At 59.6% G+C, this 13,647-nt stretch carries 9 protein-coding genes; 4 read left to right on the top strand and 5 right to left on the bottom strand.

The features are described 5' to 3' along the window. Positions 1-52: 52 nt before the first annotated feature. Positions 53-1,048: an aldo/keto reductase gene (locus tag P0Y64_12645; GenBank protein ID WEK42240.1), complete on the top strand. Its 996-nt coding sequence runs from the start codon at positions 53-55 to the stop codon at positions 1,046-1,048. A gap of 256 nt (positions 1,049-1,304) precedes the next feature. Then, positions 1,305-1,613 carry a heme-binding protein gene (locus P0Y64_12640; protein WEK42239.1) on the top strand — a complete coding sequence of 103 codons (309 nt, stop codon included), beginning with the start codon at positions 1,305-1,307 and terminating at the stop codon, positions 1,611-1,613. A gap of 120 nt (positions 1,614-1,733) precedes the next feature. Here the strand turns inward: P0Y64_12640 and P0Y64_12635 are convergent, their stop codons facing one another. Further along, a complete protein-coding gene (locus tag P0Y64_12635; GenBank protein WEK42238.1) occupies positions 1,734-3,551 on the bottom strand; it encodes a DUF885 domain-containing protein in 1,818 nt (605 codons plus the stop codon). 390 nt (positions 3,552-3,941) lie between these two features. On the opposite strand from P0Y64_12635, the gene P0Y64_12630 reads away from it, so the two are divergent. After that, a complete protein-coding gene (locus tag P0Y64_12630) occupies positions 3,942-5,852 on the top strand; it encodes a DUF3857 domain-containing protein (GenBank protein WEK45046.1) in 1,911 nt (636 codons plus the stop codon). 224 nt (positions 5,853-6,076) lie between these two features. Here the strand turns inward: P0Y64_12630 and P0Y64_12625 are convergent, their stop codons facing one another. Together P0Y64_12625 and P0Y64_12620 are read right to left on the bottom strand one after the other, a co-directional pair. Beyond that, positions 6,077-7,615: a serine hydrolase gene (locus P0Y64_12625; protein WEK42237.1), complete on the bottom strand. Its 1,539-nt coding sequence runs from the start codon at positions 7,613-7,615 to the stop codon at positions 6,077-6,079. 435 nt (positions 7,616-8,050) lie between these two features. Then, positions 8,051-10,945 carry a TonB-dependent receptor gene (locus tag P0Y64_12620; GenBank protein WEK42236.1) on the bottom strand — a complete coding sequence of 965 codons (2,895 nt, stop codon included), beginning with the start codon at positions 10,943-10,945 and terminating at the stop codon, positions 8,051-8,053. A gap of 409 nt (positions 10,946-11,354) precedes the next feature. On the opposite strand from P0Y64_12620, the gene P0Y64_12615 reads away from it, so the two are divergent. Continuing rightward, positions 11,355-11,687 carry a hypothetical protein gene (locus P0Y64_12615; protein WEK42235.1) on the top strand — a complete coding sequence of 111 codons (333 nt, stop codon included), beginning with the start codon at positions 11,355-11,357 and terminating at the stop codon, positions 11,685-11,687. A 135-nt stretch (positions 11,688-11,822) separates the two neighbouring features. Here the strand turns inward: P0Y64_12615 and P0Y64_12610 are convergent, their stop codons facing one another. Next, a complete protein-coding gene (locus P0Y64_12610; GenBank protein WEK42234.1) occupies positions 11,823-12,389 on the bottom strand; it encodes a hypothetical protein in 567 nt (188 codons plus the stop codon). 13 nt (positions 12,390-12,402) lie between these two features. Continuing rightward, a complete protein-coding gene (locus P0Y64_12605; GenBank protein WEK42233.1) occupies positions 12,403-13,641 on the bottom strand; it encodes a cytochrome P450 in 1,239 nt (412 codons plus the stop codon). Positions 13,642-13,647: the final 6 nt, after the last annotated feature.

Genomic DNA, 13,647 nt, shown 5'->3' with positions numbered 1-13,647 from the left:
TAAATTAGCTCCGGAAGGGCGCCGACCGCGGCGCGCCGACAGGAGCGACGCAATGGAAAAACGCAAACTCGGCAAGAGCGAACTGGAGGTCTCGGCACTCGGGCTGGGCTGCATGGGCATGACTGGCGTTTACGGCTCCCCCGTCGACAGGGCCGAGATGATTTCCCTGATCCGCGCCGCCCATGAGGACGGCGTGACGTTTTTCGATACGGCCGAGGCATATGGCCCATTCGCCAACGAGGAACTGGTCGGCGAGGCGCTTCAGCCGATCCGCCATCAGATCGTGATCGCCACCAAATTCGGTTTTGATATCGATCTGAAAACGGGCATGCGTCGCGGTGGAACCAACAGTCGGCCGGAGCACGTCAGGGCCGTCGCCGAGGCCGCGCTGAAGCGCCTGCGCACCGATGTGATCGATCTGTTCTATCAGCACCGCGTCGATCCACAGGTGCCGATCGAGGACGTCGCAGGTACGATCAGGGATTTGATCGCTGAGGGCAAGGTGCGGCATTTCGGCCTGTCCGAGGCCGGCGTGGAAACGATCCGCCGCGCCCACGCGGTGCAGCCGGTGACGGTGGTGCAGAGCGAATATTCGCTGTTCTGGCGCGGGCCGGAAGCGGAACTTCTTCCTGCACTGGAGGAACTTGGCATCGGCTTCGTTCCGTTCAGTCCGCTCGGCGCCGGGTTCCTGACGGGACAGATCGACGAAAACACCAAATTTCCCGAGGGCGATTTTCGCAACATGGTCCCGCGCTTCTCTCCGGAGGCACGCAAGGCGAACATGGCACTGGTCACGGTGGTCCGTGCCATGGCCAAGCGCAAAGGCGCAACGCCGGCGCAAGTGGCGCTCGGCTGGCTGCTCGCCCAGCATCCGTGGATCGTCCCGATCCCCGGCACCACCAGGCTGAACCGACTGCGCGAAAATCTCGGCGCGATTGACCTTGAGCTGACCGTGGCCGATCTTGCCGAGATCGAGGCGGGCACATCCGACATCATTGTCCAGGGTGAACGCTTGCCCGAAGCGGTATTGAGAATGACAGGGCTCTGACATGAATAACGATCGCCATTCCGCGCGACGCACTCGAAAGACTTTGTCGCGACGTTTGGCGCTCACCGTATCTGTGCTTGCCGCATTTGGCGTCGCTCCCGCATGGTCTCAGAACCGGCAACCCGTCGCGACGCCGTCGGCCCCTGCTCCGCTCGCGCAAAGCCAGCCGAACGGCAACGGTGCACCGATTGCGTTGGGCGCGGCACAGCGTATCGTTCAGCGCGCAATGGCCCAAAGCGCCGCCAGGGGTTTCAAGATGGCGTTCGCGATCGTGGAACCGTCCGGCGAACTGGTCGCGTTCGCCCGGATGGACGATGCTCCGTATGCATCAATCCGGCTCGCCCAGCAAAAAGCCCGCACCGCCGCCCGACTGCGTGTCGCGACCGCTACGCTTGAGGAGCGGGTCAGGGCCGGTCGATCTGTGCTCCTGTCCGCTGACGAGGTGATTGCGATCGGCGGAGGCGTGCCGATCGTCGCCAATGGCCGCGTGATCGGGGCGATCGGCGTCTCCGGTGGGAGCGCTGATCAGGACGCGGGGATCGCGGAGGCTGCGATCAGAGATTAGCCGATAAGTCTCCGGCAGAGCGCGTTCCGAAGCTTCGGCCGATGGCTCGGAAGGCGAAACGCCGATTGAGCCGGGCGCGGGGCGGTCGACGGGGACGAAGAAGACCGCTCCCGCATGGCCCTATTTTTCACTTCGTCGCGCGGCGATGTATCGGTCAACCTGTTCTTCCAGCACGTCAAGCGGCAGGGCGCCCTGGCTCAGCACCGCTTCATGGAAATCGCGGATGTCGAACCGCGAACCCAGCGTGGTCTCGGCGCGCTTGCGCAGTTCGTTGATCTTGAGTTGCCCGACCATGTAGCTCGTCGCCTGCCCCGGCCAATTGAAGTAGCGATCGACTTCGCGGGCGATATCGGTGTCCGATACCGAACTGTTCTCACGGAAATAAGCGATCGCCTGCTCGCGCGTCCATCGCTTGGAATGAATGCCGGTATCGAGCACAAGCCGGATCGCCCGCCACATTTGCAGGGACAGCATGCCGAACCGGGAATAGGGATCCTTGTAGATACCCATTTCGTCGGCCAGCCGCTCCGAATAGAGGCCCCAGCCCTCCATATATGCGCCATAGCCACCGAACTTGCGGAACTTCGGGATGCCGGTCAGTTCCTGCTGCCTCGCGATCTGGAAATGGTGGCCCGGCGCGCCTTCATGGCTCGCGATCGCCGCTGCCTGCACCTTTTGCGTCTGGTTCATGTCGATCAGGTTGACGTAATAGATGCCTGGCCGCGATCCGTCGGCAGATGGCGGGTTATAGAAGGCGGTTGGCGCGGTAGCTTCGCGCCACTTCTCGACTGCCCGTACTTCAAGCGTCGCCTTCGGCAACGTGCGAAAATACCGCGGCGCCCACACCATCACGGATGCGATCACCGCACGGGCATCGCTTAGATATTGTTCGCGCCCGGCATCGGTGTTCGGATATTTGAATTGCGGATCGGTGCGGATGTGATCGAAGAACTGCGCCAGCGTGCCGCTGAAGCCGACCTGCTGCTTGATCGCCTCCATTTCCTGCCGGATCGCGGCGACCTGGCGCAGGCCAATTTCGTGAATCTGATCTGCGGTCAGGTTGGTGCTCGTCGCGCCCTTGAGCTGATCAGCATAATAGGCCTGCCCGTCGGGCAGACTCCATGCACCGAAATTGCCCTTCGATTGAGGTTCGATCTCGTCGAGCGCCGCGATCAGCGTGTCATAACCGTGGCGGAACGGTCCTGTCAGGGCGGCGCGGGCGTCCGCGAGCAACTTCGCCTTAACCGCCGCTGGCGCGTTCAGCGCAGCAACCTTCGTGGAAAAATCCGCCTGCAGTGTCGAATCCGGACCAGAGTCGAACGGGGCGCCAGTGATTATCTTGCGCGCATCGTTCCGTGCCGGTGCGAAATTCACCTTGTTTGGCACGATGCCCGCAGCGGCCTGCTTGCGCATCTTTGCGACGACCTCGCCCATCACCCGATCGGTGTCGCGCAGGCGCGCGATATAGGCTTCGGCATCCGACACGCTGCTGATCTTGTGGTTGTTGATCAGCAGGACCGGTATGTCGCCCGCCGGGCTGCCGTTGGTCGACACGGGGAAGTGCAGGCTCCGGAACTTGAATTCCTCGCGTCCGCGTGCCGCTTCATATTCGAACAATCGGTAACTGACGCGCGCGCTTTCGCCGAGCTGATCCGGGCGGAAACGGGCGTGCATCTCCTTTAACTGTCGCTCTGTCAGTGCGAGCTGCCGCGCCGCAGCGGCATCGGTATAATCATCGAGCCGATCATAATTGGCCTTGAGGCCGAGATGGGTCTGCTGTTCCGGGCTAAGCGCCAATTGCTCGTCGAATGCTTGATCGAGGAATTGCAGCAGCGCCGCATCCTGAACCCCGGCCGTCGCCGCCGGTGCCGGCACGGGGGCCGCCGCCTGGATGAGCGGCGTGGTCGAAAGCAGCAACAGGGCCAGAGCAGCGCGCATTTAAGTCTCCGAACGAACGCGGGTTTGTTGCCCGATATCTTATCGGATGCAATCATAGCGTCGCCATGGAACACCCGACAGTCGGCCTGAAGAGCCCTTCCTGCGGGCATTTGGATGAAAAACACCCTGGGCGAGGATAAGTCGCCGCGTTCGGCACGGGCGCCGGATCGCATCGACGCGACGAGCCAGACTGGCGACGAGGCGCAGACATCACTTGAAAGCAATGCCGCTTCTGCCACAATAAATTGCAGATAGGCTGGGGGGCTGACAGTGCGGATTTCGTTACCGATTTTGGCGTCCGTGCTCGTCGCCAGTTCCGTTTGTGCGCAGCCCCAGCAAGTCCGTCGCGGCCCGGTCCCGGCATGGGCTACGGCGTCCGCGTTGCTACCGGTGCCAGAGAGCGCCGGCGGCTCCCTGTTCATACGTCGCCAAGATTTGCAGATTCATCTTAGCGATCAGGGACAGGCGCAATATCTCGGCTATCGCGTCAAGATCCTGCATTCGAGCGCGTTGCAGCTCGGCAACATCTCGATCGCATGGAACCCGACGGCCGGTGCCCCTATCGTCCATGGTATCAAGCTGTTTCGCGATGGTCAGATCGTCGATGTCCTGCAAAACTCTTCCTTCGAGATTCTGCGACGCGAGGATCAGCTGGAAGCGGCAAGACTCGATGGGGTGTTAACGGCAATCCTTCGCATTCCCGATCTTCGGGTTGGCGACGAGCTGGAAGTCGATCTTACTACTTTCACGAACGATCCCGCGCTCGGTCATAATATGGCCGGCCTTCTGCTGCTCACGCCAAATCCGGCGCCGGGCCGATATCATTTGGGTTTAAACTGGGATCAGGGCCGCAAGCCCAACCTAAAAATGACTCCCGATATGACAGCGGCAATGCAAAAGGATGAGCGCGGGGTCGATTTCCGGTTCGACAATCCAGCCATCCTGTCGCCGCCGAAAGACGCGCCAGCGCGCTATCAGTGGCAACGCGCTGTAGAGTACAGCGATTTCACCGACTGGGCGGCACTCTCGCGCCATTTTGCGCCGCTCTATGCAAAAGCGGCGAAGCTCTCCGCCGATTCGGCGATCAAGCGTGAAGCCAGCCGCATCGCCACCGCGCAAGCTCAGCCGCTGGATCGCGCGAGCGCGGCGCTCAAGATGGTCCAGCAGGACGTGCGTTACATCTACGTGGGTCTTAATGGTGGCAATCTTATCCCCGCCTCGGCCGACGAGACCTGGCAGCGCCGTTATGGTGACTGCAAGGGGAAGACTGCGCTGCTACTGGCGCTGCTCGGCGAACTGGGCATCGACGCGGAGCCAGTCCTCGTCAATTCTGGCGGTGTCGATGATGGTTTCGATCAGCGCCTCCCTATCCCGCAATTGTTCGACCACGTGCTCGTGCGCGCTCACATCGACGGCAAGACCTACTGGCTGGACGGGACCCTCCCCCCGGTTGCGTCGCCCAGCGCGCGGCCCGTTTTCCCAGTCAACTGGGTCCTCCCCCTGACGGCGCAAGGCAGCGATATCGAGAAATTGGGATGGCAGCCGGCGGTCGCTCCCGATGAAATCAACTTGTTTGAGATCGATGCGCGTGCCGGTTTCGATACACCGGCACGGATCGTCTCGACCCAAATCGTTCGTGGCGTCAAAGGTTTGCAGCAGCAAATGCAATTCTCCCCGCTTTCAGCCGGGCAGATGCTGGATGGTTTTCGTCAACAGGCGATCGGCGACGTCTGGCAGGCGATCGACAACGTTCAGTGGCATTACGATCAAAAGGCGGCGGCAAGCGTCCTGACGATCAGCGGCACTGGAGCCGTAAACTGGGATGATGACGGCGATGGCGCGAGGTCGCTGGCGCTTCCGGGAGGCGGCTTCAATCCACCCGAGCGGCGCGTTCGGGCGGCCGATCAGAACCAGAATCTGCCTTTCTACACAAAACCCGACTACATCTGCCACGTCACCACAGTCCGATTGCCGAGTTCGACGCAGGCCAAACAATGGTCGTCCAAAGCAAGCTTCAACACGCACATATTCGGACGGAACTATTATCGCGCGTGGGAACTGCGCGACGGCGCTATCCGCATGGTCCGTGGATCACGGATCGAACAGCCTGAGATCGAAGCGGCCGCCGCGCAGCGTGATAATTCGCGGATCGCGGCGTTCGACAACAGCATGGGATGGATTTACTATACTCCCTCCGGTAAAAAGGGCTCGGTCGGCAGCGGAGAGAAAGTGCCGACCACTTATGATTTCGATTGGACGGCTAACGACGTGCCGTGCGTCCCGCCCGCGAAAGCAAACTAACCGTTCCTGGGCTCATGCGCCTAGACAAATCGCGTTCGCGAAGCTTTCCGCCAATGTCGGCGACCGGCCGCCCGACGGCAGCCCCCGATCGCTTTACCTCCGCAACATATCTCTCAAAAGCCTTCCGCTTAGAGAGGCGCGGTTTCACCTGCCGAAGACGACAAATGGCGAGGCACTGTCTAGCCACGGTTAGCGTGGGCCATCATCCTCAATGGTGTTGAATGTCACTGCACCGGCTTGAAATCGATCACCTGTAAACTCAGCGCTGGCGTCGGTGCGCGCTGGACGCGACCGGAAACCTCGCCGGTGGCACATTTCCAAACAAACGTTCCCTCCATCGCCGAGACTGGAGCGATCGGCTCTTCCATGGTGCACGCGCCGACCTTCGTTTTGAGCGCCGCGATATCGCTGCGTCGGCGCGAGAGATCGCGGTCCAATGGGACGTTCATGGCGAGCGGCGCGCTCGCGGGGTCACCGCTGCGCCAACTCGCCTTGGCGGCGTGATAGGCGTCTGCGAGGCCTGCCGAGACGGGAAGCAAACGATCGTTCGCCAACCGTGCCGCCCGCAGCGCCATCATCGCCTGAAACGCCGGCCTGCTCGGCGCGCCATAGGTTCGGTTCGAGAAGGCAAAAACGCCCACCCCCGCATCCGGCATCAGCATGACGACCGAGCCGTATCCGGGATATCCGCCAGTATGCGAAACCACCTGACCGAGATCGCAATCGGAGATCACGAACCAGCCCTTCGCATAGGCGCGCGCCTGGCGGCAGGGCCCACCAAGCACCGCGGGGCGCTCGCTCGTTTCGACGAAATTCGCGCCTTTTACGATTTGACGAACGGTACCGCGCTTGACCGGACCGTTATCAGCGTCGTCACGCGCCGGCCACGCGGAAAGGAGGAAAGCGACCCAGTGCCAATAGTCGATCGCGCTGGTCTGCACGCCGCCCATCGCGCCGAATGCGCCATCCGCCATATCGGGCTCGCGCACCCACCCCCATTTGCCGGCGGCATCCTCCTGCCAGCGATAGCCTAACGCTCGCTTCTGTTGCCGCAGGCTCGCCACATCATAGCCGGTGGAGCTCATCCCGAGCGGCCTCATTATCTCCCGCTCAATATAACGCTCATATGGCACGCCCGAGACATTCGTCACGATCCGCCCCAGCGTCGCATAGCCCAGGTTGGAATATTCCATCCGTAACTCCGGCGCCTGCGCGAATGGAACACCTGCCTTCAGGAGCGCCGTGAAGTCACCCTCCGACAACGGCTGTTGCCGATCCCCCCACGGATTATCCTCGACGAAGCCTGCGACATGGTGGAGCAAATCGGCCACTGTGATGCGCGATGAGTCAGCGGTCGGATAACGCCAGTTCGCCATTTCCGGCACATAGCGTTCAGCTGGCGCGTCGAGCGAAAGCTTGCCGGCATCGCGCAGCTTTAGGATCGCAAGGGCGGTGAACGCCTTGGACATAGAAGCGATACGAAAGCTGCTGTCTGCGGTCACCGCCGCGCCTGATGTGACATTCTGCACACCGAGCCCCCGCACCAGCACAAGCTTACCGTCCTTAACCACGCCGAAGACAAGACCGGGAGCGTGCGCTTCCCGCATCCACGCATCGAAATAGGCTGTCAGTTGCGGCGCTATCGCCTCGACCGTTAGCGGCGCCTCCGCGGCGGCGGGAGCGGCAGGGGCTTCTTGCGGCGGCGGTGAAGCGCCGGTCATCAGCGCCAGAACGATCAACGCAGTGGCAGAATTACGGATCATCGCTCGGTGTTCCTTTTTGTAATATCAATTACAGGCTCACGGCACCGATTTTGAATATCGAAAAGTTGTGAACTGGTCACTTAGTATCCGCTGACCGGCAATCTTCCGGAAGAAATGTTAGCCATTGAAATTTGCTCGCTATGCTTTTCAAACAAACCATTGAGATCTATTATCTTCCTTCCGCTTTTTCAGCGCAGCATCGCCAGAACCAGGTATCATACAATGCCGACCGAAGGAGGTGCCCAGCCGATGACGTCGTTCCGAAAGATGAGCGCATTTCGGCGTCGAAGGGGCCAGGTTCCAATGGAAAACAGCGAACGTCGTTGTGCAGCGCGTGGAGACTGAAGTCCAAGCGCGCATCGCTACTCTCGCGCATGACAACACGAAAATGGGCGGCCCCTCGCGGAGCCGCCCCGACTTGTTCAAAGTCTGCGATCAGAACTTCGCGGTAAAACCCGCGTAGATCATTCGACCGAACAGATCGTAGGTATCCGCCACCGTATTGGTGCCGGGCCACTGGCTGTTGCCACCGATGATGAAGGGAGGCTGTTTATCCAGCAGATTGTTGGCCCCCACGTAGAATTCGAACCGTTTCGCCAGATCGAATTTAACCTGAAGGTCGCTATAAGTGTAAGCCGATATTGGAATAACCGTAGCGCCAAAATACGCCTTCACCGGACCGAGATACTTCAAACGATAGTGGATCGAAGCCGGACCCGCAGTATAGTTCAGATTGAACGTAAACTGATCTTTGAAGCCGGTGCCCAGCTGCTGGCTGGCATAGGTATCCGCCGTACCAAGCTCATTCGAAACCGGGCCGCCGGCGAACGGCGTCTGCGCCTGCTTAAACTTATGATTATAGTATAGATCGAGACTAACCTTTTCATTTTCTGCCTTGAAAAAATGAGTCTTGAAATCATAGAGCGCCTGAACATCGATACCCGACACCTGATAAGATGCGGCGTTTATAGCGATCTCATCAACCTCGGTGATGAAACCATTCGCATTGCGATGAACAAGTCCGCAGAAATCAGAGGATCCCGTTTCGAAGCATTGGGTAACCGAAGTCTGCGGATCGATCGAAGACACGGCATTTTTCACTTTGATCGAATAATAATCTGCCGTCAGCACGAAGTTATGGAAGAATCGTGGAGTAAGGGTCGCGCCCGCAGTGAACGTGTTGGTCGCCTCCGCCTGCAAATTGGGATTGCCGCCGGTAAAACCGAAGATAGTCTGCACCTGCTGCAGCGAGTATGTAAAGTTCGGATGGGTCGTCAGGTAACTCGCAATGCCCGGGATTGCGGAACACCCCGCCGGCAACGCGACCAGCGCCGCACCACCCAATCCCTGCGCCTGATCGCAAGGGTCGACGACCTGTTGCGCGGTGTTGGCCTTCGGAGAAAACAACTCATTCAGATTTGGCGCACGGACGGCGCGGGCGTAAATTGCCCGGAAACGAATATCCGGGGTTGGCGCATAAGTGCCACCATATTTATATGTCCAGACCCCACCGACGGTCGAATAATCTGAGTAGCGCGCCGCACCTTCCAGCGAAAATTCATAAACGCCGGGGTGATGACCGAAGATTGGCGCATTGATTTCGACGAAGGCCTCCTTGGAATCATATTTTCCGATCTCATTTCCGTTAAGTTGTTGCGAGCTATATACAGACTGAGTGAACGGATCGAATATCTCCGAAACCTTTTCGCGGTGATATTCTCCGCCAAATGCCACGCCCAGCGGACCATTAGGCAACTGGAAGAGAGATCCGGTGACCGCCAGAGAAACAACATCCTGATAGTTTTTCTGCAGGAATTGGGCACTAACCTGCTGACCCGGAGTAGCGCCGGGGATGATGACACCCTGCCCTGTATAGGTGCTCAGCCATTTCAACTGCGCGGCGGTATAGGTTTGGTGACCGAACGGATTGATCGGGACGCAACCCGCCGCACGCGCGACCGGATCGGCGCAGACGATTTGGCCGCCGATAGTCGTCGCCTGAAGTGACGCGCCGTAATTGGTCATCAGAATAGATTGATTGGTCGTTTCATCGCGAACCTGGCTGTGCTCGTATGAAAGGTCGTAGTTCCAGCCGGTAGCAATCTCGCCCTTTAAGCCGATAACGCCGCGAAAATAGTCACGATCGTCGTGTGGACTGCGGTCGAAAAGACCGTTCGAGCGCTTAAAGAAATCGAGATAGGAATTCGGGCCAGCCGCGGCCGCTATTGCTGCGGGTACATATGGGTTGCTCGTCGGAATACCCGCGAACGCCGATCCATCGAAGTTGATGACCGATTGGCCCTGCGTGCCCAAATCGTCGACCGCCAACGGCTCAATATGCGCGTCCGCCTTGGTCTTGTTGTACGTGAATTCTCCATACAATTGCACGGCGGGGCTAAAATCATAGCGAGCAATCAACGAAGCGGAATATCGTTCGACCGGAACGGCCAACAAACGTTGCGAGGCCCTGTTATATCGCTGCGACGCCGCCCCCGTATAGGGAATGACGTTGTTATTGGGGTCAAAGGTGAACCCATCGCCCGCCGCATCGAAGAACGCGCCCTGCGGCGTGTATGCACTTCCCGTCGGCGAATCGTTCCGCGAGTAAGCGCGGTTGGCCGAAGGGATAGCATCCGAGTTGGTATAGGTGACGTTCGCGGTGATGTGGCCCGCGCCGCCTGCGAAATCATGCCCCGCCAGCACCGAAATCAGCGGCGACTCGCCATCACCCCGGCTCGAAATCATGTTCTGTAAATGAACATTGAGACCGCTGAAGTCGTTCTTGAGGATGATGTTGACGACGCCGGCGACCGCATCGGAACCATAAACCGCGGACGCGCCGCCGGTCACGACCTCTACGTGATCGATAAGATCAACCGGGATATTGTTGAGATCGACCGCCGAACTGCCCGGCTCGCCAACGCTGCGGCGACCATTGATCAGCACCAGGGTCCGCGATGGGCCGAGGTTGCGGAGGTTAACCGTTGCCGTGCCGTTTCCCGAGTTCTGGAAATTCGACGCCGATCGATCTGCCGACTGGCCCGCAATCGGCAGGTCTCGCAAAGCATCCAGCACGTTGGTCTGGCCGACATTCTGGATCGATTGAGCAGAAATGACCGCAACGGGAACCGATGCCTCGACCTGCGGTCGCGCGATGCGCGACCCAGTGACGACGATATCCTTCATCGGCGGATTGGTAGCCGCGGCATCCTGATTGGTTTGTGGCTGTCCCACAGCGTCCTGGGCAAATGCGGGAGCAGCGAGCGCAAAGGCCAGCGGCGTAGCCGTAGCAAGCAACAGGCCCTTCTGTTTCATGATAGCTTTGATCACGAAAAATTCCTCCGGATCCCTAGCCATCCGCCCCCGCGCGGATTGCAGGTGGTTGCCTAGGCCCTCCCGGAGGCCGGCCGTATTTTTGAGCCATCCGGAGGCTCGCCGCAAGCTGACATCCAGCCCGTCTGCGCCTTTTCAGGGAAGCGTAACCCAAAGGTCACAACTGCAACACAAGCGCCAACTGGATTACTCGGAACACGCTTCTGCTTGAGCGGTCCGTTTCGCGCCGGATGCGGACGCCGTGATATCGCAGACATGCTCAAAGGAGCGATGCAGCAACCCCACCCTCCTCAACCGGTCGCGTCAGGTGCGATACTGGGGCCAACGCGATCTTCGAACCCCATGTGCAATCGGCCAGGGGCTGCTCCCGATCCCGGCATTCGCCCCGCCCAGCCGCCCCAACTTCATGTCGTTCGGCTCCCTATCCGAAGCGATCGAGGGAGCACTCGAATGCGGCGAAGCGGGTAAGGCCTATCTCGTGGGCGACGAAAATCTCTCCTTTCGCGACTATTTCCAGCTATTCTTCGATGCGGCCGCCCCCGCCAAGCTGACGCTTGAAATCCGCGAAGAGGAGCTGCCGCTACTGCCCGATGTCGCCATCCCGCAAGGGCGCGGCAATTTCATTTCATATGGGCCGGATTCAGGCGAAGCGGCGTTGCTGGGATATCGTCGGCAAGACGTCGCTGCGGCTGTGCGGGAGATAGTCGCGCAGTTCGGCTGGTTCCCCGAAGGCAATTGATCTCGCTCGCCCCCTCCCCGCGCGCGCTGCCCTGGCAAAAGGTTGCGGAGATCATAGCGCTCGGCGAGTTCCTTGAGCAGACACGAGACAGGCACGCGCCGGGAGGACAGCCTTCCGGACGCGTGCCAGCCTTCGTCAGCGGACGATCTCGGTCTTCGTCTGGACGTCTTCCGGGTAGCGATCGGCACCGCCGCGCACGATCGCGAGATCGCCCTGGATCGACCGGATATGATTGCGATGCAACGCGATCCGCCAACGATCGGTCAGCACCAGATCTTCGATATAGGTCCCGTAAAGGATGCAGAACGGCCCAGTAGAATGGCTGTCGAGGCGATGGGTGCAGATATAGTTCGAGATCATCCGTGCGCGATCATCGGCTATGCTGACCTGGAAATTCGATCGTACCCAATGAATCGAGTCGATCCGCGCCAAGGTGAACTGCACCTGCGCGACCCCCACAGCCAGGCTTGCCCCAGGCACGCCCGCAACCTTGGGGCTCGCATAGTTGCGGAACTCGGTATCCTTTGGATCGCGGATCAGAAACTGCGGATCATCGGTAAAACAGGAAATATAGCGATCGACGTCGAAATTCTCGAGCGAAGCCGTGTAGCGGAAGCCAACATCGATAACGCTTTGCGGATTGGCGGCCTCCTCTGCCGTCAATCTGTCCTTATAATCGAAATCCGAAATTCCTGGGATCACGGCAACACCTCCATCACTTTCGTTTTTTGAAATTTACCTTCAGCGATTTAATCGCGAAGAAAACAAAGCTGGGCACATAATCCAGCTTCTGCTCGGGAATCGAAATCTCATACCGATCAAATGCTCGGGCAAAGAACGTGGAAAGTTCTATGCGCGACAGCATGTGGCCGATGCAGTGATGCAGTCCGGGGCCGAACGCCATTGAATCGCGGTTATCGCGATCCGGCCTAATCTCCAGCGGCGTCTCGAACACCTTCGGATCGACATTTGCTCCAAAGTTCATCAACCACAGAAGATCGCCCTTCGCGATCTTCTTGCCGCCCCATTCCAGTTCCTCACCCGCCATACGGGTCATTGATTTGACGGTGCCGGGAAAGCGGAGCAGTTCAGTGACGACGGGGTAAGCCGCCTCCGCATCGCCGCGAACAATGTCCTGAAGGTCGGATCTCCGACAAATCTGGACGATCTGCGTAGCCAAAGTGTGCGCCGTACTTTCCGCGCCCGCCACGATGATAGCATGGAAGCACGCCAGCAACTCATCGTGCGAGAGGCGGGCCAGCCCGTCGCGGGCATGAACAAGATGCGAGATAAGATCGTCGCTCGGAGCGGCTTCACGTTCTGCGATCAGCGCGTTGAAGATCGCATTCATATCGCGCAACGTCTGGTCGAGCTTCAGAATGTCGGCGCGCGTCACATGCGCGCCAGCCGTCGCCGCAGTGAAATCGGAAACAAGCTGGAACAATGTTTCGCGATGAGCCTCTGGTATCCCCAGCATGTGCTGGATGACGCGTGGAGGCAGCTTTGCGGAAATCTGCGCGCTAAAGTCGATCTCCCCGCCATCACCGATTTCCTCGAGCAATCCGTCGACAATCTCCTCAATCAGCGGCTTGAGCGACCGGATGATCGCAGGCGTGAAAGCCTTCATCACAAGCGTGCGGACACGCATGTGATTGCGCCCATCGAGCCGGTTCACGGTGAGGGGAATATATTTGGTCACCGCCGATACCTGATCCCGATCGGCGGGTGAGAAATCCCTCAGCAACAGTTCCAGCCCGCGTGCCGAGAGCAAGCGCCGATCCGCGTAACCCGCCTTCACGTCGGCGTGCCGCGTAATGATCCAGCCGCGATTTCGAGCGCTCCAATATATCGGATCCTCGCGCTGCAGGCGCATGAGTTCAGGCCACGGATCCGCCAGAAATCCGGGGTCCGCGAAGTCTATGTCGGCAGTGGGCGCCATATCGGCATGAAGCATGGTTAT

The sequence above is a fragment of the Candidatus Sphingomonas colombiensis genome, from assembly GCA_029202845.1.
Lineage (GTDB): Bacteria > Pseudomonadota > Alphaproteobacteria > Sphingomonadales > Sphingomonadaceae > Sphingomonas > Sphingomonas colombiensis.
Note: the sequence above shows the minus strand (reverse complement) of the source record. Positions and strands in the feature narration are given on the sequence as shown.